The 17537-nt window shown below is 62.9% G+C and carries 23 protein-coding genes and 3 pseudogenes; 10 read left to right on the plus strand and 16 right to left on the minus strand.

Features of this window, described 5'->3' with window-relative positions; all coding sequences use genetic code 11:
• Positions 1-24 precede the first annotated feature (24 nt).
• Entirely contained in the window at positions 25-459 is a 435-nt protein-coding gene (locus EWH10_RS12910; protein WP_044662922.1) for a nuclear transport factor 2-like protein, read from the plus strand.
• Between the two features lie 240 nt (positions 460-699).
• Here the strand turns inward: EWH10_RS12910 and EWH10_RS21885 are convergent, their stop codons facing one another.
• The 7 genes and pseudogenes from EWH10_RS21885 to EWH10_RS12930 all read right to left on the minus strand — a co-directional run bounded on the left by EWH10_RS21885 (position 700) and on the right by EWH10_RS12930 (position 3308).
• Positions 700-867 (minus strand): hypothetical protein, encoded by a 168-nt coding sequence (locus tag EWH10_RS21885; protein ID WP_207212584.1) that lies wholly within the window; start codon positions 865-867, stop codon positions 700-702.
• Positions 846-1136 carry a hypothetical protein gene (locus EWH10_RS21890; RefSeq protein ID WP_207212585.1) on the minus strand — a complete coding sequence of 97 codons (291 nt, stop codon included), beginning with the start codon at positions 1134-1136 and terminating at the stop codon, positions 846-848. Before EWH10_RS21890 ends, EWH10_RS21885 begins: the two co-directional genes overlap by 22 nt.
• 30 nt (positions 1137-1166) lie before the next feature.
• A complete protein-coding gene (locus EWH10_RS21895; RefSeq protein ID WP_197565242.1) occupies positions 1167-1433 on the minus strand; it encodes a hypothetical protein in 267 nt (88 codons plus the stop codon).
• The gene (locus EWH10_RS12920) at positions 1430-1765 is read right to left on the minus strand and encodes a hypothetical protein (RefSeq protein WP_226870094.1); all 336 of its coding nucleotides are present in this window, start codon (positions 1763-1765) and stop codon (positions 1430-1432) included. Before EWH10_RS12920 ends, EWH10_RS21895 begins: the two co-directional genes overlap by 4 nt.
• 43 nt (positions 1766-1808) lie before the next feature.
• The gene (locus EWH10_RS21760) at positions 1809-1952 is read right to left on the minus strand and encodes a hypothetical protein (protein ID WP_157009786.1); all 144 of its coding nucleotides are present in this window, start codon (positions 1950-1952) and stop codon (positions 1809-1811) included.
• 113 nt (positions 1953-2065) lie between these two features.
• A pseudogene (locus EWH10_RS22240) lies at positions 2066-3165 on the minus strand (TonB-dependent receptor).
• Positions 3150-3308, minus strand: coding sequence for a hypothetical protein (locus tag EWH10_RS12930; protein WP_371873087.1), 159 nt, complete (start codon positions 3306-3308; stop codon positions 3150-3152). The pseudogene EWH10_RS22240 and the gene EWH10_RS12930 overlap by 16 nt, the downstream one beginning before the upstream one ends.
• A gap of 366 nt (positions 3309-3674) precedes the next feature.
• On the opposite strand from EWH10_RS12930, the gene EWH10_RS22025 reads away from it, so the two are divergent.
• Entirely contained in the window at positions 3675-4631 is a 957-nt protein-coding gene (locus EWH10_RS22025; protein WP_052628150.1) for a DUF6880 family protein, read from the plus strand.
• A gap of 31 nt (positions 4632-4662) precedes the next feature.
• Here EWH10_RS22025 and EWH10_RS22030 read toward each other — a convergent pair.
• From EWH10_RS22030 to EWH10_RS12950, 4 genes and pseudogenes are all read right to left on the minus strand, one after another.
• Positions 4663-4860, minus strand: a pseudogene (locus EWH10_RS22030) (type II toxin-antitoxin system RelE/ParE family toxin); the annotation flags it as partial.
• Complete coding sequence (locus tag EWH10_RS12940) at positions 4860-5129, minus strand: type II toxin-antitoxin system ParD family antitoxin (RefSeq protein ID WP_044660855.1); 270 nt, start codon at positions 5127-5129, stop codon at positions 4860-4862. The gene EWH10_RS12940 and the pseudogene EWH10_RS22030, both read right to left, overlap by 1 nt.
• 274 nt (positions 5130-5403) lie before the next feature.
• Entirely contained in the window at positions 5404-5736 is a 333-nt protein-coding gene (gene mazF, locus EWH10_RS12945; protein WP_044660856.1) for an endoribonuclease MazF, read from the minus strand.
• Positions 5736-5978 carry an AbrB/MazE/SpoVT family DNA-binding domain-containing protein gene (locus tag EWH10_RS12950; RefSeq protein ID WP_082166021.1) on the minus strand — a complete coding sequence of 81 codons (243 nt, stop codon included), beginning with the start codon at positions 5976-5978 and terminating at the stop codon, positions 5736-5738. Before EWH10_RS12950 ends, mazF begins: the two co-directional genes overlap by 1 nt.
• Positions 5979-6679: 701 nt before the next feature.
• On the opposite strand from EWH10_RS12950, the gene EWH10_RS12960 reads away from it, so the two are divergent.
• Complete coding sequence (locus EWH10_RS12960) at positions 6680-6937, plus strand: ribbon-helix-helix domain-containing protein (protein WP_044660858.1); 258 nt, start codon at positions 6680-6682, stop codon at positions 6935-6937.
• A 60-nt stretch (positions 6938-6997) separates the two neighbouring features.
• On the plus strand, positions 6998-7264 hold the full coding sequence (locus EWH10_RS12965) for a type II toxin-antitoxin system RelE/ParE family toxin (protein ID WP_229742590.1): 267 nt from the start codon (positions 6998-7000) through the stop codon (positions 7262-7264).
• A gap of 94 nt (positions 7265-7358) precedes the next feature.
• On the opposite strand, the pseudogene EWH10_RS12970 reads toward EWH10_RS12965, so the two are convergent.
• The 4 genes and pseudogenes from EWH10_RS12970 to EWH10_RS12985 form a co-directional block, all read right to left on the minus strand.
• Positions 7359-7607, minus strand: a pseudogene (locus tag EWH10_RS12970) (IS630 family transposase); the annotation flags it as partial.
• Positions 7517-7939: a hypothetical protein gene (locus tag EWH10_RS21900; protein WP_065846329.1), complete on the minus strand. Its 423-nt coding sequence runs from the start codon at positions 7937-7939 to the stop codon at positions 7517-7519. The gene EWH10_RS21900 and the pseudogene EWH10_RS12970, both read right to left, overlap by 91 nt.
• A gap of 254 nt (positions 7940-8193) precedes the next feature.
• Positions 8194-8571, minus strand: a complete 378-nt coding sequence (locus tag EWH10_RS12980; protein ID WP_226870093.1) for a Rap1a/Tai family immunity protein — start codon at positions 8569-8571, stop codon at positions 8194-8196.
• 70 nt (positions 8572-8641) lie between these two features.
• On the minus strand, positions 8642-9562 hold the full coding sequence (locus EWH10_RS12985; protein ID WP_065846328.1) for a LysR family transcriptional regulator: 921 nt from the start codon (positions 9560-9562) through the stop codon (positions 8642-8644).
• A gap of 140 nt (positions 9563-9702) precedes the next feature.
• On the opposite strand from EWH10_RS12985, the gene EWH10_RS12990 reads away from it, so the two are divergent.
• Entirely contained in the window at positions 9703-10032 is a 330-nt protein-coding gene (locus EWH10_RS12990; RefSeq protein ID WP_048575606.1) for a nuclear transport factor 2 family protein, read from the plus strand.
• Between the two features lie 61 nt (positions 10033-10093).
• Positions 10094-10873 carry an SDR family oxidoreductase gene (locus EWH10_RS12995; protein WP_048575607.1) on the plus strand — a complete coding sequence of 260 codons (780 nt, stop codon included), beginning with the start codon at positions 10094-10096 and terminating at the stop codon, positions 10871-10873.
• A 39-nt stretch (positions 10874-10912) separates the two neighbouring features.
• On the opposite strand, the gene EWH10_RS13000 is transcribed toward EWH10_RS12995, so the two are convergent.
• A complete protein-coding gene (locus EWH10_RS13000; RefSeq protein ID WP_065846327.1) occupies positions 10913-12442 on the minus strand; it encodes a vWA domain-containing protein in 1530 nt (509 codons plus the stop codon).
• Between the two features lie 254 nt (positions 12443-12696).
• Between EWH10_RS13000 and EWH10_RS13005 the strand changes: the two genes are divergently transcribed.
• The 4 genes from EWH10_RS13005 (at position 12697) to EWH10_RS13020 (ending at position 17414) form a co-directional block, all read left to right on the plus strand.
• Positions 12697-14292 carry a DUF4153 domain-containing protein gene (locus EWH10_RS13005; protein WP_065846326.1) on the plus strand — a complete coding sequence of 532 codons (1596 nt, stop codon included), beginning with the start codon at positions 12697-12699 and terminating at the stop codon, positions 14290-14292.
• An 11-nt stretch (positions 14293-14303) separates the two neighbouring features.
• On the plus strand, positions 14304-15014 hold the full coding sequence (locus EWH10_RS13010) for a response regulator transcription factor (RefSeq protein ID WP_048575622.1): 711 nt from the start codon (positions 14304-14306) through the stop codon (positions 15012-15014).
• Entirely contained in the window at positions 15011-16585 is a 1575-nt protein-coding gene (locus EWH10_RS13015) for a sensor histidine kinase (protein ID WP_065846364.1), read from the plus strand. Before EWH10_RS13010 ends, EWH10_RS13015 begins: the two co-directional genes overlap by 4 nt.
• Before the next feature lie 163 nt (positions 16586-16748).
• On the plus strand, positions 16749-17414 hold the full coding sequence (locus EWH10_RS13020) for a peptidylprolyl isomerase (RefSeq protein WP_065846325.1): 666 nt from the start codon (positions 16749-16751) through the stop codon (positions 17412-17414).
• The last annotated feature ends 123 nt before the right edge of the window (positions 17415-17537 follow it).

A 17537-nucleotide genomic window follows, 5' to 3' on the forward strand; every position in this document is an offset into this window, starting at 1 on the left:
ATGCTTGAGAAAGGCCCCGCCAACATGGACTTCCGCCTCCCCTTCGCCACCCTCCTAAGTCTCTGCCTGGCCGGGGCCGCCCAAGCCGCCACACCCGCCGAAGTGGTCGCCCGTCATGTCGAGAGCATGAAAGCCGGCAAGTTGCAGCCGATCATGGACGATTACTCCGCGGACACCGTCGTCGTGACTCCCCAGGGGCTGGTCGCGGATCAGGCGCCGGCCAAGGGGCCGGGCATCTATTCGGGTCAGGCGCAGGCGCGGCGCGTTTTCACGACGCTGACCGACAAGGATCATCATCCCGGCATCAAGGCGATGGAAACGACCATCGAACCGGCCGGCCCGGACAGCGTCATCCTGCATTGGGTCCAGTTCAAGGGGCAGCCCCAGCAGGTCTCGGGCAAGGACGCCTTCATCGTGCGCGACGACAAGATCGTGTTCCAGGCCATCTTCGTCGACTGACCGCAGCCGGCGGACAGTACCGGCCTCAGCGCGACCGGATTGCAAGGTCCGGCCGCGCTGAGATTCAGGCGGCGATCGGTGGGACATTTTCCTCGAATTCAGCTTATTGAACCGAAGTCGTCACCATAGCCCACTTGCGCGTAGACACGGACAGGTTGCGAATGCGGCAGGCTTTGACCTGCCTGTCCCAACTATTCGCATGCAAATATCAACAGCCGTTCCCGATCAACTGCCCCTTCATCAGGCGAGCGGGCTTACGACGTCGAGCCACTCGGTGATGGCCAGTGGGACCTTGTCCGCGCCATCCCGCAGGTCATAAAGCGCTTCGCCGCCAAGCTGGACCCGGCACACGGTGAAGGCCCGCTTTTCGTCACGGCTGTTGTCCGTCAATATGGAGGCGTCGGCCACGCCCAGCGCGTGCGATATGGCCTTCTGCGTCCTGGGAAACCGCAGACGAGTTTGCCGGTGTCGACGCCGTGGCCATGTTCAAGCACGCGCTGGCTGACGCGCAATATGGACAGATCGGCGTTCGAAAGACCGACGAAAAATAGCAGGACGAAATAACCCGCCGCCCGAAGATCGGTTATCGTGTCGAGTTTCGAGGCAGCCGTGCCGTCAGGCCGCTCTTCCCAATGGCTGGAGACGGTTTCGGTTGCGAATGGCACCTTCGCGGCCATGGCATGGGCGGCGAACGTATTCACGCCATTTTACGCCACCTGCATCCAGCCGAGGTTTGTGTCGCGCAATTCCTGCGCCCAGTCCACAAGCGATCCGTCCCCCTGGGCTTCCGGCAGAATCGAAAGCATCATGCGATCCGCGTTCAGCAACGGCAGCTGGAGCTTTTGCGCAAGAATCTTACGCCACATCGTCGATTCGCCCGACCCGTTATGACCGGCCAGAATGATCGCGAGCGGCTTGTCGGTCCTGACCTGTGCGGAAAGTATCTGGTCTACCGCGCCCTTGAGCGCCGTCACGCAAATTCTTGAAACTTGCCGTCGACAAGCTGGCCGCGACTCACCTGTCCGTTGAGCTTACGGATGACGATCTTGGGATTATCTTCATCAACCGAATAGAGCGGCACATTCTTGCGCTGAGGAATAGCCACCCCGCCCCGCACGATACGAGCCGCGGCACGCTCCAACGCCTGGGAGCTGCGCTTGACATTATCCTTGACGAGCGCGGCCGACGGCTTCTGGGCACTGACGGTCACATTACCCAGTTTGGTGGTGACCGTCCGCGTGCGCTTCGAGCCCGCAGGCCCGATGATAATCCCGGTCTTTCCGTCGCGCATGCTCGCCGAAGCCATTTTGCTCCGCTTTGCCATAAGCCCGATATAGCTCTTCCGCAGATCAAGTTCCAGCCGTCATGATCGCCAGGAAATCCATCGGATCGTCCTCACGCGAAAGCTCGCGCGCCGCCTCATGGAGGGTAACGTGCGTCGCGGGGTGTATCACCCAAGTCTCGAACATGGCCTGTCCCAGCTTGATCGCCATGTGCGCCCGGCCCCGACAGGAATGTTTCTTTCATGGCGGGGACTGAGGGATCACGAGGAGCGCAGGTCGCCCGCGGCCACGCAAGAGCCGCTTGTGGCCGCGGGCGGAAAGGATCAATATTTGAAGCCGACCTTGAAGAAGATGGTGCGCGGCGGGTTCTGAGCGCCTTGCAGCAGCAAGGTGCCCGCATAGGGCCCGGCCTTGATGGCCGTGCCGATCGGCGTGAGCGTAGAATAATAAAATTCATTGCCGATGTTGCGCGCCGTCAGCGTGAAATCACACCGCTTGTCAGCAGTCTGGAAACCGATGAAGGCATTTACGAAATGCTTCGAACCGATCCGATATTGGGGATTGTTGAGCTGGTCGGAGAAATAGCCGGTCTGCCAGTTGACGCTGCCGCCGAACTTGATCGCGCCCAGCCCCTCAATCGGGATCGAACAGTCGGCGGACGCGAAATATTGCCATTTCGGCTGACCGGGAAATTGCTTGCCCGTATAGTTATAGGCGGGAACGGTGCCCAGCGCCGGCGCCGAATAATCGTCATATTCGGTTGTCAGATAGGTGACATTGAAAGCCAGCGACAGATTGTTGGTCGGCTCTGCCGAGGTTTCCAGTTCGAAGCCCTGCGTGTGCGCTGACGGCGCATTGCCGCGCGTGCTGACATAAGTGCCGGAGATCGGACTGAACGCCGACACCGCTGTCTGCAGATCCTTATAGTCGTTATAGAAACCTGTAGCGTTGACCCTCAGCCGGCGATCGAACCAGTCTGTCTTGAAGCCGATCTCGAACGCATTGACCGTCTCAGGATCATAGGGCAGCGCGGTGGCAAGGTTAAGCGCGCGGTAAAGCCGCCCGCGTCGAAACCCTTGGCATAGTTGGCGAACAGGAAGATCGTCGGCGTTGCCTGGTAGGAAATGCCTGCCTTCGGCGTGAACGCATGCCAGGTCTTCTTGTTGAGCACGCCGCTATTGTCGAAATTTACCTGCGTCGCGGCGACAGTGACGCCCAGCGCGGGGATCGCGCCGCCTGTCTTCACCTGCGGATAGAACGTCGGATCGATCGGATGGCCGTCCAGGTCATAGTTGACGCCCTGAAAATCGAATGCGCGCCGGATGCTGATATAGCGCCCGCCGGCGGTCAGCGTCAGCCGGTCGGTCAGGCGATAATTGGCCTGGAGATAGGCTGAATAATTATACGTTACGGTCTTGCCGATCTGAGGGCGATGACTTCATAGGCGGGCGCCCTGGGATTCATGCTCTCGACCTTGCGCAGCCCGCTCCGGGGGAGATCGATCGTGCGGGTGGCGATGCGGCCTTCGAGGCGACCGTTGATTTCACGAACTTCAACGATGTTCATTGACTTGACCTTTCATTCTGTCGCTCGAAACCCATTTTTCGGCGACAAAAATCTGAGATCCCTCTCTTGTCTGATCCCGGCGGCGCGGCTGGACGCGTCCGCCTCCGCATCGGCACGACCTCTCCAGACCAAGGTCCCCATTCGCGCGCGTGTATCGCCCACTGACAGCCGCGCGATGTCTTCCCCCCCTCCCCACACGCCACCACGGCAGGGATGAACGCCCGCGAGGGCCGAGACCCGAGCAGCGGGACTCGGGGCGCCAGCCCGTCAGCCCGTTGCCCGCGCATGCGCGGGCAGTCACCCAGCCTCAAACCCCACACCGTTCCACCCTTGACGCCCTGCACCATCTGACGACAGACAGATTCCATGGCTTCTTCCAAAACCCTCAACCAGGCCAATCTCGAGACGCTGGGCGCCAATCGGCTGGCGCAATTACTGCTGGAGCTCGTGGCGGTGGATGCCCAGACCAAGCGGCGCCTGCGCCTGGAGCTTGCCAGCGCAAACGGCAGCGGCGATGTCGCTGGAGAGGTCGCCAAGCGCCTCGCCACCATCGCCAAGGCGGAGGCCTTTGTCGACTGGAACAAGGTGAAGCCCCTCGCCCGGGATATCGAGGCGCAGCGGCGCGCGATCATGGAGCATATCGCGCCCACCGATCCGGCAACGGCGTTCGAGCTGCTCTGGAAGCTGATCGCGCTGGCCCGTCCGGTGCTCAGCTGGTGCGACGACAGCCATGGTACGCTGGGCACCGTGTTTGCAACGGCACTCTCTGTTCTTGGCGCGCTGGCCGCTGCGGCCCGCCTGCCCACTGACCAGCTTGTCGACCGGGTGTTCGACAGCGTCTGCGACAATGACCATGGCCAGTTCCACGGCCTCGTCACCCTGATGACGGAGCCGCTTGGCGAAGCAGGATTGAAATCCCTCAGGCGCAAATTCGAGGCCATGGCGCGCGAAGTACAGCAGCGGCCGCCCCAGGGCGAACGGCGCGTCATCGGCTTTGGCTCAGGCGGCGTTTTCTACGAGGATGAGATGGAAGCCCGGCGGCATGAGCGGCTTGTCCGCCAGGCGCTGGTCGACATTGCCGATGCGCTGGGCGATGTCGATGCCTTCATCGCGCAATGTCCGGCCGACCAGCGCCATAATCCCGCGATAGCCGCAGCCATTGCCGAGCGCCTGCTGGCTGCGGGCCGCGCGGCGGAGGCGATAGCCGCGCTCGACGCGGCCGAAGCAATACGGCGTAAAGGTGGTCATTGGCCAAACTGGGATCGGGTACGGATCGCGGCGCTCGATGCGCTGGGCCATGCAGAATGCGCTCAATGCGGATGACCGAAACCAAAACGCTGTAGAATATAACATAGCTGCCGTGCGGCTTGGACCGGAGCCCGGCACGAATCTCAGGCCGGGCAACGCCGGACCGGGGGAAGTCGGCGATCTTCGCACAAGCCCCTTCGAGTTCATCAACGAAGGTGACGGCCAGAAGAACATTGTCGCGCGCGGTAAAGGTGGCGATCGCGACAAGATCAGCAGCAGCAGCCGGCGAAAATTCGAGACCCATCAACTATCGGTAGCGCCGGCGGCCATATTCGCGATCCGCTGCCGGGCGTTCGCGAAAGCCTCACTGGCGGGAATGCCCGGGCCGCTGGCAGCGCCCCGTTCGATCTCGGCACGGAGCGCGTCAAGCCGAGCCTGGCGGATGGCGTCCTGCTCTTCGAGCAGCCGGAGGCTGTCGCGAACGACCTCGCTGGCAGACGCGTAGCGGCCGCTGTTCACCTGCTGCTTGATGAAGCCCTCGAAATGCGGCCCCAGGGTGAAACTGGAAGGCATGGCCAAACTCCTCTGTCGATGATGAATATCACTTTATGATAGTAGCATGCAAGACACAGATTGACGAAGACTGCGGCGTTTGCGCCTGGTAACCGGGCAAAGAGTGATCGCCTCCGCTGACCACGCCGAAAAACGTCGAGGCAGACGGACTGCCTTCATCATGCACGCACGAGGCAGGTCGGCATGCCGCCATCCTTTCCAGCGGATCGCCCGCGAGATTTTTTGCCGGGGAACGCTGCCCATGGGGCAGAAAAATCGCCTGACGAGATATAGGTTAAATCGCCAACAGAGCACGGATTTTTGCCTGAACTTCCAGCAGCGCCGCTTGCGATACTGTTCCTTTTTTGGTCGCCTTCCGTGTCATCCAGTCAACACTTTTGAGCTGATCTGCCAATACAGCACTTGGCAGGTTCTGGCTGATTAACACCTCAAAGGGATAGCCTTTGATTTTGCTCGTCATAGGACAACAAATCATCATCCCGCGCACGCGATTATAGGCTGCCGGTGACAGGACAAGGGCAGGTCGATGACCAGCCTGTTCATGTCCAGCCTGGGGATCAAAGTTTAGCCAGACGATATCGCCCATGTCGGGGACATATTTGGCCATTACCAAAGCTCATTGCCGACAGGCGGACCGAAATCGACGTTTTCAGGAAAGTTTTCAGGCTTCATGCCCGCCAGCAACCCCTCAAGAGTGAAGGCAGGTGCGGTGATCGGCTCGATGATGACCCGGCCCTCTTCTTCCCTGACATCCACCTCCTGATCGATATGCAGCGCAGCCGCGGCCATAATCGAGGAAGGAATCCTGACCGAAGCACTATTACCCCACTTTTTCACTCGCACACGCATAACCATCTCCACCGTATCGATATTGATAATACATTATCATAACACGAACATGTATCAACATTGTATCGACTTTCGGTGCATGGGGTGTGCACAAGTTGGTGCCGATGTCGTCGGCAACCGATACGGATTTGCCGGATCTGACCAGTCGATGTTTTCGATCACCCAGTTGGGCGCGAAATCCCAGTCAAAGCAGAGCGAATAAGTTCCGCTGACCTTCTGCCACGCCGTCTCGACCGCATTCGTCCAGCCCACGACGACGAGGCGACGGACCAATGGCGGCAACCGTGCACAGCTTCATGGCGACCAAGCGTCATGTGCGGCCGGACGAGGCGTCGCCGTGTCGGGAGGGCGGCCGAGAAAGGCAGCCAGACGCTTCACATGGCGCACATAATCCTTCTGGGTGTGGGGACCGAGACCGCGCATCATCATGTCGTGCTACATCCGTTGACGCAGTAGGCTGATCGGGGCGGTGTTGATCGAGACAGTCACGGCAAGTTCCTCTTCGCTGAAGAAACTTCCAACCTCAGTGGGCAACCTCGCCCGCTAAAGGCCCATATTTACCGCACTAACGCGCCCCAAGCGACCCTCCCGTAGAGCGGGTTAGTGCAAGGGTCGTCACCGGCGCTGCCCGTACTGCTGCTGACGTATGCCCTTGCTTCCGTCCTCATTATTCCTTATCTTGTGGACAGGGGACTGGTCTTATGTCGAAATCTATAACTTTGAATGTCCGCGTCAGCGGCTCTCTCAGCGATTTTGTGTCCGCTAACGTCGGGGAGGCGGGGGCCTATGAAAATGTGAGCGAGTATGTTCGAGACCTGATTCGGCGTGACAAGGAACGGGTCGAGAGCGAACGGTTGGCGCTCTTAAAGGCCGAGTTGACCGCCGCATTTGCCGTATCAGAGAACGAATATCTGCCGCTTGATGCCGACGCAATTATTGCCCGTAACGCTCGCAACTAAGTCTCATGATCAGTTATCGCGTGCAGCACGCCGCCGGCCGCCGGCCGCCGGATAGATGACATTTACAACTATACACGCGAGCAATGGGGACAGGATCAGGCCGACCGTTATATTCGCTGCCTTTTTGTTCGCTTTGAAGATATTGCCGAACGCCGCATTGCTTGGCGGGATATCCCCCGGGGACTCGGCGTCGAAGGCTTCTATTGCCGGTATGAGCATCATTATGTCTATTGGCGTATCTTGTCCGATGGTGCCGTTGGTATTGTCACCATTTTGCACGAGCGCATGCATCAGATCGAGCGTTTCCGAGAGGATGTGCCGAATTGATCCCTAGCCGTGTTGAGTTGGCTTTCAGAGATCTTCCGATGACAGCAGCCTAAACCGTCGGTCCGCTGCACCGCAGGGCAAGATGGCTGACCCGCGCGTCGATCTGCTTGAGGAAGTCGAGGAATTCGGTTGCCCGGTGGCGCTTGTAGCATTTGCCGATCACGAAGCCTGAGGCGATGTCGAGCGCGGCGAACAACGAGGTCGTGCCGTGCCGAACGTAGCTGTGGGTGCGGCGCTCAGGTACGCCGGGCATCATCGGCAGAACCGGCTGCTCGCGGTCGAGCGCCTGGATCTGGGACTTCTCGTCGACGCTGAGAACGAGTGCACGGTTGGGCGGCGACAGACACCCCAGGCGATTATCCACCCCTCCTCAAATCCCAGTATGCCGAGCGCGGTGAGCACGCCCACCCGCCCAAGCAAAATAACGGCATAGGATACCGGACTGGCGACGATGATATCCAGCAACTGTTGGCGACGATCAACGGAGACGACTTCACCCGCGACAAAGAAACCCATCTGTCCGATCGTCATCAGCAGCGATGCGCTGAGGGCGAAAGGGGCCAGATCAATGCGGCCAGAATGGATGAGGATCGCCATCGACGGCAGCGTCAGCAGTGGAATGACAAGGATCGGCAACAGATCCTCGACATTATGGCGCGTCAACGCGAGTTGCATTCTGCTAGCGGCTAATAGCAATCTCAACCTCAATGTGCGGCTTCCCCCAAGGCCGCATAGTTACTTCCAGGCTTCGCTTTCCATCAAATTGCTATTTCTCAGCCAACTATTAGGCTTGTTGACCAATGGATGACCGGCAGGTTCGCTTCAGATCATATATGACATTGCCTTGGTCAGCAGGGTTGGGAATGTCGAGCGCCGCCCCATCAGGCCTTCCCCATCACGCCCGATCCGATGCACGTAGCCCGCCGGGGTCAGCGCTTCCTTGTCCTGGGGCATGGCCAGACCTTTCGCGTCGCAGCGAATACGGTCCTGGATGCCGAAGCGCTGCGTTCTTCCGGATTGTCGCGCAGATAATCCACCGTCACATTCCTCAGCTGGCTGATCGTCACATCGGCCGGAATGCAACTTTTCAGTTTATTGACCTCCCGCGTCGTATTGAATGCATCGACGGCGCCGGTGATATAGGCGATGCACTCATAGGTCTTCTCCAGATAATCATTGCTGCTGCGCGGAGTGGAGCAAAGCTCGTAAAGCTCTTCCCCGGTGTAGAAGCCGGCCAGCGCCGCTGGAGAGCAAGTCCCCGCCGCAACCGCCAGCAGCAGATAAGCCGGTTTGCCAGATTTCATCATCTACACTCTCAAAAGCACGATAAAGGATCGCAGAACTATACAGCCCTCCAACGGCAAACTTCCGCTGCTGCTAACCGGTTTCCCGCGTCGCGACCGTCGATGCCGCAAAATCGCGGGCGTGATCGAGGAAGGCCCTGAACGCCGCGGACGGATTTCGCCGGCTTGGATAATAGAGGCATAGTGATGAAAGCGGTGGTGTCCAGTCTTCCAGAACGCGAACGAGACGTCCTGCGGCCACGTCTTCCTGAATATCGGATTCCATGAAGAAGCCTATGCCGAAACCGTCCAGGACGGCAATGCGCGCAAGACTGGCCTCATCCAGTGTGATCGGCCCGTCGACATCGATTTGAGCCTGCCGGCCATCCTTTTCGAACTGCCAGCGGTAAAGGGCTCCATTCGGCAGCCTGACACGAATGCATGGGTGGGTCAGAAGGTCCGGCGGCACCTGCGGCTTGTCACGCTGCCCGAAATAGGCGGGCGAAGCGACGACGGCGTAGCGCCGACAGCGGCCAAGGGGGACTGCAATCATGTCGCTGGGAACCAGGTCGACGTGGCGGATGCCGATGTCGAAACCGTCAGCCACGATATCCACGAGCCGGCCTTCGGTAACCAGGTCGACATGAACCTGCGGATAGCGCCGCAGAAAGGGGAGGACGAGTTGCGCAAGGATTTCCCGCGCAGCGGTTGCGAACGCATTGATGCGCAATGTCCCCGAAGGCGTCTCCTGCTGCGACCGGGCAGCGTCCATCGCCTCGTGAATGTCCTGGAGCGCGGGACCGACCTTGCCGACGAAATGCCGACCGGCATCGGTCAAGGAAACGCTGCGGGTGGTGCGATTGAACAGGCGCACGCCAAGTTGGTGCTCCAGCTTGCCCACCGCATTGCTGAGCGCGGTGGTCGACATGCCAAGCTCGATCGCCGCAGCGCGGAAAGAGCCCTTGCGCATGATGGCGATGACGGAATCGAGTTCGATCAGGCTATGTCTTGCCATTGTCCTGCTTTTCGGGATGCCGTATCCCCCTTTATCCCGATTATCGCGCAGCATATCCACCCCTAAATTGATGCGACGATCGAGCCGGACAGGGATCGACGCACGCATCCCCGGCTGTCGGAAATGGAAGGAGAAGAGACGTGGCTATCGATCTGCCAAAGGCTATAGTTGACTATTTCGAAGCCGACCGCGCCGAGGACGCGGGCAGCGTATCACGCTGTTTCACCGAGACAGCGGTGGTGAGGGATGAAGGCAATATCTACCGGGGCCGAGCAAAAATCGGGCACTGGAAAGCGGAGTCCTCCAGAAAATATAATTATACGGCCGAACCCTTCTCCCTCGCGAAAGAGGGTGACCGCATTGTCGTGGCCTGCCATCTGGCAGGCGATTTCCCCGGCAGTCCGTTGGACCTGCGCTATTTCTTCATGCTGGAAGGCGGGAAGATCGCTGAGCTGGAGATCGTGCCATGAGGGCCGATCGTCATGACCGGCCGCTGATCGGGTCGACGGCGGCGCATCGGAAGTTCGGCGCATGACGCCGTTTCTCACCCTCCGGGGCAAGCGGGCGCTGATCACATCGGGCACGCGGGGAACGGGGGCGGCTACGGTCAGCCTCTTCCAGACCCTTGGCGCGGATGTTCTGACCACCGCCCGGACGCGCCCGGCCGACATGCCGGATGCGCGTTTCGTCGCCGCCGATCTGAGCACGGCCGTGGGCTGCGCGGAACTGGCGGAAGCGGTGAAGGACCGGCTGGGCGGCGTGGACATCATCGTCCACATGCTGGGCGGCTCCTCCTCTCCGGCAGGCGGTTTTTCCGCGCTTAGCGACGACCAATGGCGCAAGGAACTGGATCTCAACCTGCTGCCCGCCGTCCGGCTGGACCGGGAACTGGTGCCGGACATGGTGTCGCGGGGCCATGGCGTGGTCATCCATGTGACCTCCATCCAGCGGGAGCTGCCCCTGCCGGAAGCCACGACAGCTTACGCGGCGGCCAAGGCAGCCCTGTCCACCTACAGCAAGAGCCTCTCTAAGGAAGTGGCGCCCAGCGGGGTCCGGGTCGTGCGCGTCTCGCCCGGCTGGATCGAAACGGAAGCCTCCATCGAACTGGCCCGCCGATTGGCGGCGGAACACGGCGGCGACATCGACCGGGGCAAGAAGATCATCATGGACTCCCTGGGCGGAATACCGATGGGCAGGCCGGCAAGGCCGGAAGAAGTCGCCAACCTCATCGCCTTCCTGGCGTCGGATCGCGCGGGGGCCATCACCGGGGTCGAATATGTCATCGACGGCGGGACGGTGCCGACCGTGTGACCCCTGTCCCGCCGCAGGACGGCCGGTCCCGCCCCGGGTTCACCTCAGCCATGGATCGGCGTCATGGCCCGCAAGCCGGGCGAGCTGGACGAATTCCTGCCGCCAATAGTCATTCTGGCTGCCCGCCAGGCGGGCGATGTCGGCATAGCCGAAGTCGCCCAGCCGCCTGTCCCCCCGCAGCTTCTGTCCGAAGGCCGCGACCGCCACGGCAAAGGCCATGTCGCGCCGCGGCATGCTCGCTTCGGCAAGGAGGGCGGAGGCAACCGGCTTTTCGATCAGGCGGCTGCGCGTCTCTTCAGGCAATTTGTAGCGCAGGCGGACCGTCGCGATCTCTCCACCGTCCCCCGCCGGAACGACCGGGGCGCGATTGGCGGCATATCTGCGCGGAGCCAGCCAACCCGCCTCGCCCGCCGGGACGATCTCATAGAGCGCCGTCACCTGATGCCCGGCGCCGATCTCGCCCGCATCGACGCGATCGTCGGCAAAATCCTGTTCGGCAAGGCCGCGATTCTCATAGCCGATCAGGCGATACTGGCTGACCAGCGCCGGGTTGAACTCCACCTGCACCTTCACATCCCTGGCAATGGTGAAGAGGGTGGAGGACAGTTCCTCGTCCAGCACCTTCCGCGCCTCCATGGCGCTGTCGATATAGGCATGGTTGCCATTGCCGAGGTCGGCCACCGCCTCCATCATCGCGTCGTTGTAATTGCCCTGGCCAAAGCCCAGGGTGGTGAGCGTGACGCCGTCCTCCCGGTTCCGCCTCACCATCTCCTCCAGGCTTTCCCGATCGGACAGGCCGACATTGAAGTCGCCATCCGTCGCCATGACGATGCGGTTGATGCCGCCGGGGATGAAATGGGCGCGGGCCGTGTCATAGGCGCGCTCCAGCGCCGGGCCGCCCGCGGTCGATCCGCTCGCGGCCAGCCCGTCCAGCGCCGCCTTGATCTCCGCCGGGTCATGGCTGCCCTCGACCAGCGTTTCGACGAAGCCGGCATAGGTGACGATGGATATGCTGTCGTCGGGCCGCAGGGCGTCGGCCAGCATGGAGAGCGCCTGCTTGACCAGAGGCAGCTTGTCGGCATCCTGCATCGATCCAGACACATCGACCATGAACACCAGATTGGCGGGCGGCCGTTGCGACCGGGCCACGTCATAGCCGCGCAGGCCGATGCGCAGCAGCCGCGTACCGGGGTTCCAGGGCGTCGTCGCAAGATCGGTGGTCACGCTGAAGGGCACGAACGGATCGTCGGGCAGCGGATAGTCGTAGCGGAAATAATTGATCATCTCCTCCGTGCGCACCGCCTCCGCAGGGACGGTCCGGCCACCCAGCAGCATGCGGCGGACATTGGCATAGGCGCCCGTGTCCACATCGACCGCGAAGGTCGAGACGGGCTCGGCCGCGACCTGATGGACCGGGCTGACCGGATGGCCGTCATAGCGCTCGCGATTTTCGCCCGGGGCGGCGTCATTCACCGCTTCATAGGAGACGGAGCCGCCGGGCGCCTGACCGCATCCGGAAAGGACAAGAACGGGAAGGAAAGCGAGGGTGATTGCAAGATGTGCGCGCATGCACGTTTCTCCACTGCTTCGGTAGAGAGAAAATAAGGGCGATGAAATGACGCTGGCAAGCGACGGGTGGAGAGCAATGGCGCGGCGTGCAGCACCGCCGGCGTCCAGCATCGGGCCTTTCCCGCGGAAATCCGTCATTTCCGCTGCGCCGTGCACATTTTCTGCACCGGAACTGCGCCAATTATTGATCGTCGGCACGCACCGGTCTGCGTCGGGAAGCCGCATTCTGCCCTGACATTCAGGGAGATAGATTGATGGGTTCCTCTGCCATGCCGCCGCCTTTGCCCTTGCTCGCGCGCTTTCGCTGGAAGCTGGCGGTCGCCTTGACGATCGTCGGGATCGGGGACTGGCTGTTCTACCAACGGCATCTCCATGGCGGCTATCTGGGGCTGTTCGCGCTGGCCGTACTGAGCGCGCTGCTGGCCGGGCGGCCCGTGCTGCGGCGCGACCGGAGGGCCTTGCTGGCAATGGCCGCGGCGGCGCTGTTCGCGCTGGCCCTGCTCCATGATGCGAGCCTGCTGGCCTGGGCGCTGTTCTGGGTAGCGGCCGGCATGGCCGCGCTGATCCCGGCGACGGCGCGCTTCGATGATGGATGGCGCTGGTTCCAGCGGCTGATCTGGCTGGGGCTGCGGGCGCCATTCGGGCCGTTGATCGATCTGAAGCGCCTGTTGAAGCTGCGCGCGGCGGGGCGGACCGGGCGCTGGAGCCTGCACGCGGCGCTCGGCACATTGGCTTTGCCGCTGATGGGCAGCGTTGTGATCCTGACGCTCTTTTCAGCCGCCAATCCGCTGATCGAGCAATTCTTCTCCTCGCTGCTGCTGCCGGAACCGTCGCCCGAACTGATCGTGCGGCTGGCCTTCTGGGGGCTGCTGTTCGCGGCGATCTGGGGCCTGCTGCGGCCGCGCCTGGCGCTGCGCCTGCTGCCGACATTCGACGGCAGGCACGACCGGCATCTGCCCGGCGTGTCGGTCGCTTCGGTGACGCTGTCGCTGGTCGTCTTCAACCTGATCTTCGCGCTTCAGAACCTGATGGACATCGCCTGGCTCTGGGGCTGGGCGCCGATGCCCGGCGGCATGACCATGGCGGACTATGCCCATCGGGGCGCCTATCCGCTGATCGCGACCGCATTGCTGGCCGCGCTGTTCGTGCTGGTGACGCTGCGGCCGGGATCGGAAACCGCGCGCCTGGGGACGATCCGGCGACTGGTGATGCTGTGGATCGGGCAGAATGTCTTCCTGGTCGCCTCGTCCATGTTGCGCACGGCGGATTATATCGAAGCCTATTCCCTTACCCGCCTGCGGATCGCCGCGCTGGTCTGGATGGCCCTGGTCGGCTTCGGGCTGGCCGCGATCTGCTGGAGGCTGCTGCGGGAGCGGAGCGCGTCCTGGCTGATCAACGCCAATCTGGCGGCGGCGGGGCTGCTATTGACCGTCATCTGCTTCGTCGATCTGGGGGCGGTGGCGGCCGAATGGAATGTGCGCCATGCGCGGGAGGTCGGCGGACACGGCGTGGCGCTCGACCTCTGCTATCTGGGCGAGCTTGGGGACTCGGCCCTCCTGCCCCTGCTCTCGCTGGAACGGCGACCCGGTTTGCAGCCGGAATTCCGGGAGCGGGTGCAGGCGGTGAGGCTGCGGCTTCACGCCAGGCTGGAGGCGGAACTGGATCAGCGCTGGACCTGGGCCGGGCAAGGACGGCTGGAGCAGGCGCGGGCGATTGCGGCGGATACCGCACCCGCGCCCCTGAAATCGGGACCCAGGGACTGCGCCGGCAGGCTGGTCCCGCCGCCCTTGCCGGTCAGCCATGTGGCCCCCGATGCGGTTCCTGCGTTGACAGCGGAGACGGGGAAATGATCCTATGCCCCATGCCCAGCACGATCCTGATCGTCGACGACGATCCCCATATCCGCCAGTTGCTCGTCTTCGCCTTCGGCAAGGCGGGGCTGGAGACGATCGAGGCAAGCGACGGCGAGGCCGCACTGGCCGAGGTCGAACGGCACGCGCCGGACCTCGTCATCCTCGACATCAACATGCCGCGCATGGATGGGTTGGAGGTCTGCCGCAGGCTGAGGGCGCATAATGACGTTCCGATCTTCTTCCTCTCCTCCCGCGATGACGAGATCGACCGGGTGCTGGGCATAGAGCTTGGCGGCGACGATTATGTGGTGAAGCCCTTTTCCCCTCGGGAAGTGGTGGCGCGATCCATGGCGATCCTGCGCCGCACATCCGCCCGGCCGCCGGCGGTGGAGGCGATCGGCACGATCCGGCATGGGCGGCTCGCCCTCGACACGGAAAGCTGGTCGGCGCATTGGGGGGCGGAGGAGGTCAGCCTGACCGTGACGGAGTTCACCATATTGCGCACCCTGCTGGCCATGCCATCGCGCATCTTTTCCCGCGACCAGATCATCGACCGGTTTCGCGGGCCGGGCTTTGCGCTGACCGACCGGACGGTGGACAGTCATATCCGCAACCTGCGGCGTAAATTCGCGGATGTCGGCGGCTTCGACATCATCGAGACGCGGGCCGGCATCGGCTATCGGCTGGGCGGGTGCAGCGGGACGGCGCCGCCTGCATGATCGCAGGGCTGAAGGGGTGGATAGCCCGGCATTGGCCTGTGCTGCGTTTGCGCACGATCCTGCTGGGCACCCTGCTGTTCGTGGCGGCGCTGCCGGGTTTCGGGGCGATCTTCCTGCGGGTCTATGAAAATGCGCTTGTTCGCCGGACGGAGGCCGAGCTTGTGGCGCAGGGCGCGGCGCTGGCGGCGAGCGCGGCGGTGGTGGGCAGGGGCATGGCCGCCGATCCCGCCCAGCCCGCCACGCCCGTGCGCTATCATGACCGGATGACGGAGGTGGACCTGCGCTCCTCCCCCATCCTGCCGCCGCGTCCCCGTGCAGCCCCGACGCGGGACCGGCCGGACGGCGGCGCCCTGGCGCTTGCGCGGCGGATGATGCCCGCCTTTGCCGAAACCAAGGTCACGACGCTGTCTTCGATCCTGATGCTCGACCGGCGCGGCGTGGTGCTGAACGGTCGGGAAGGCGGACGGAGTCTCGCCGCGCTGCCAGAGATCAGGGCGGCGCTGGGCGGCAGGGCCGTAACGGTGCTGCGGGAAAATGAAGGGACGGCCACCCGTTATCCGCTGGAATGGCTGAGCCGGGCGGCAAGCATCCGCCTGCATCATGCCCGGCCCATCCGCGTCGACGGAAAGCCGATGGGCGTGCTGCTGGTGTCGCGTTCGCCGCGTGCGCTGTTCCTGGGGCTGTACGAGGATCGCGGCAAGATCGCCCTGGGCGTGGTGGCGATCTTCCTGCTGCTGGTGCTGCTGTCGGCCATATTGTCGCGCGCCATCGTCCGCCCGATCGAAAGCCTGAGCCGCGCCACCCGCGACCTGGCGCTGGGCCGCCGGGTCGCGCCGCGTCACCCCTCGCTGCAGGTGGTCGAAATCAGGGCGCTCTATCGGGATTTCGAGCAGATGGCGGAGAGCTTGGAAAAGCGTTCCCGCTATCTGCGCGACTTCGCCTCTTCGGTCAGCCATGAATTCAAGACGCCGCTGGCCGGCATTTCCGGCGCGATCGAACTGTTGCAGGATCATGGGGCGGACATGGCGGCGGCCGACCGGCAACGGTTCCTCACCAATATGGCGGCCGACGCCCAGCGGCTGTCCCGCCTTGTCCGGCGGCTGATGGAACTGGCGCGCGCCGACGTGCTGGTGGGCGAAAGCGACGCGCGCACGGACGCCGCGCCGCTGCTGGTGTCGGTGGCGGATGCGCTGACGGCGGAGGATTTCGTCATCGATCTGCATCTGCCCGAGGTCTTCCCCCCGCTGATCGTGGATGCAGCCGCATTGGAAGCCGTGCTGACGACGATAGCGGAAAATGCGCGGCAGGCGGGCGCATCGCGGCTGGACATCGTGGTCGCCTTGCAGGATCGCCTGGCATGGATCGACTTTGCCGACAACGGCCCCGGCATTCCGCCGGGGGACCGGCAGCGCATCTTCGACCTGTTCTTCACCAGCAAGAGGGAAGACGGCGGAACGGGCCTTGGCCTCGCCATAGCCCGGTCGCTGCTCGACGCCTATCATGGCGAGCTTCACCTGCTTCCTTCGGAACAGGGCGCTCGCTTCAGACTCGTGATCGCAATCGCGCCATAGACCGCATGCATGAAGGCGCAACGCCGCCCATGCCGCGCATGTGCCCTCATCTCGATGGACGATGCCTCCTCCCTCCCCCCCCCGACGTCGCCCGGTTGCGCCGCGCATGCCGGCGCTCTAGCCTGGGGCGGAACATCAATCCCTGAAAGCGTGCCTGTTGCCGATGCCTCCTGCTGCCTTGCGTTATGTCGTTCCGCTGATTGCCCTTCTGCCATGCTCCGTCCTCGCCTTGCCTGCCAGCGCGCCGAAACCGGGCCACACCCGCGTGGCGATCGAAACCTCGCTCGGCACCATCATCGTGGCGACGGACGATCGCCGGGCACCGATAACCTCCGCCAATTTCCTGACCTATGTCGATGACGGCCGGTTCGACGGCGTCACCTTCTATCGCGCGGCGCGGCGCAAGAGCGATCCGAAGCTGGGGCTGATCCAGGGCGGCATCGATACCGATGCGCGCCGTTCGCTGCCGCCGATCCGCCATGAGCCGACGACGCGGACGGGGATCAGGCATCTGGACGCAACGCTGTCCATGGCGCGGCCCGACCGCGCCAATTCCGCGATGGGCAATTTCTTCATCACCATAGGGCCGACGCCGAACATGGACGCGCGGGGCGATTATATCGGCTATGCCGCCTTCGGCCATGTCGTCGCGGGCATGGATGTGGTGAAGCGCATCCTCGCCGTGCCGACCTGCTGCGGATCGGGCCCGATGCGCGGTCAGATGATCGTCAAGCCGGTCAGGATCATCCGTGCGAAGCGGCTCGACGGCAAGCCGCATCCGACCCGCAGGGTGAAGCCATGGCTGCTAGGCCTCAAGCGGAAGATTTAGAGTATCCGTGATGATCAAGCTGGAGATTGCGTCCAGCATCGATCGGCTTTGAGCATGGCGTTCGCGGTGACGACGAGCTTTCGCATGACGGCGGTGATGGCGATCTTGGCGGGCTTTCCGGCA

The organism is Sphingobium fuliginis, from assembly GCF_004152845.1.
GTDB classification, from domain to species: Bacteria; Pseudomonadota; Alphaproteobacteria; order Sphingomonadales; family Sphingomonadaceae; genus Sphingobium; species Sphingobium fuliginis.

Excerpts from the sequence above, each read along its gene's own strand:
- EWH10_RS12995 (WP_048575607.1), top strand. The coding sequence starts at position 10,094 with ATGACGCCGTTTCTCACCCTCCGGGGCAAGCGGGCGCTGATCACATCG.
- EWH10_RS21890 (WP_207212585.1), bottom strand. The coding sequence starts at position 1,136 with ATGGCCGCGAAGGTGCCATTCGCAACCGAAACCGTCTCCAGCCATTGG.
- EWH10_RS21900 (WP_065846329.1), bottom strand. The coding sequence starts at position 7,939 with ATGCAACTCGCGTTGACGCGCCATAATGTCGAGGATCTGTTGCCGATC.
- EWH10_RS12980 (WP_226870093.1), bottom strand. The coding sequence starts at position 8,571 with ATGATGAAATCTGGCAAACCGGCTTATCTGCTGCTGGCGGTTGCGGCG.
- EWH10_RS12930 (WP_371873087.1), bottom strand. The coding sequence starts at position 3,308 with ATGAACATCGTTGAAGTTCGTGAAATCAACGGTCGCCTCGAAGGCCGC.
- EWH10_RS22025 (WP_052628150.1), top strand. The coding sequence starts at position 3,675 with ATGGCTTCTTCCAAAACCCTCAACCAGGCCAATCTCGAGACGCTGGGC.
- EWH10_RS12960 (WP_044660858.1), top strand. The coding sequence starts at position 6,680 with ATGTCGAAATCTATAACTTTGAATGTCCGCGTCAGCGGCTCTCTCAGC.
- EWH10_RS12920 (WP_226870094.1), bottom strand. The coding sequence starts at position 1,765 with ATGGCTTCGGCGAGCATGCGCGACGGAAAGACCGGGATTATCATCGGG.
- EWH10_RS13005 (WP_065846326.1), top strand. The coding sequence starts at position 12,697 with ATGGGTTCCTCTGCCATGCCGCCGCCTTTGCCCTTGCTCGCGCGCTTT.
- EWH10_RS21760 (WP_157009786.1), bottom strand. The coding sequence starts at position 1,952 with ATGGCGATCAAGCTGGGACAGGCCATGTTCGAGACTTGGGTGATACAC.
- mazF (WP_044660856.1), bottom strand. The coding sequence starts at position 5,736 with ATGGCCAAATATGTCCCCGACATGGGCGATATCGTCTGGCTAAACTTT.
- EWH10_RS12940 (WP_044660855.1), bottom strand. The coding sequence starts at position 5,129 with ATGCCTTCCAGTTTCACCCTGGGGCCGCATTTCGAGGGCTTCATCAAG.
- EWH10_RS13000 (WP_065846327.1), bottom strand. The coding sequence starts at position 12,442 with ATGCGCGCACATCTTGCAATCACCCTCGCTTTCCTTCCCGTTCTTGTC.
- EWH10_RS12910 (WP_044662922.1), top strand. The coding sequence starts at position 25 with ATGGACTTCCGCCTCCCCTTCGCCACCCTCCTAAGTCTCTGCCTGGCC.
- EWH10_RS13010 (WP_048575622.1), top strand. The coding sequence starts at position 14,304 with ATGCCCAGCACGATCCTGATCGTCGACGACGATCCCCATATCCGCCAG.
- EWH10_RS13015 (WP_065846364.1), top strand. The coding sequence starts at position 15,011 with ATGATCGCAGGGCTGAAGGGGTGGATAGCCCGGCATTGGCCTGTGCTG.
- EWH10_RS13020 (WP_065846325.1), top strand. The coding sequence starts at position 16,749 with ATGCCTCCTGCTGCCTTGCGTTATGTCGTTCCGCTGATTGCCCTTCTG.
- EWH10_RS12950 (WP_082166021.1), bottom strand. The coding sequence starts at position 5,978 with ATGCGTGTGCGAGTGAAAAAGTGGGGTAATAGTGCTTCGGTCAGGATT.
- EWH10_RS12985 (WP_065846328.1), bottom strand. The coding sequence starts at position 9,562 with ATGGCAAGACATAGCCTGATCGAACTCGATTCCGTCATCGCCATCATG.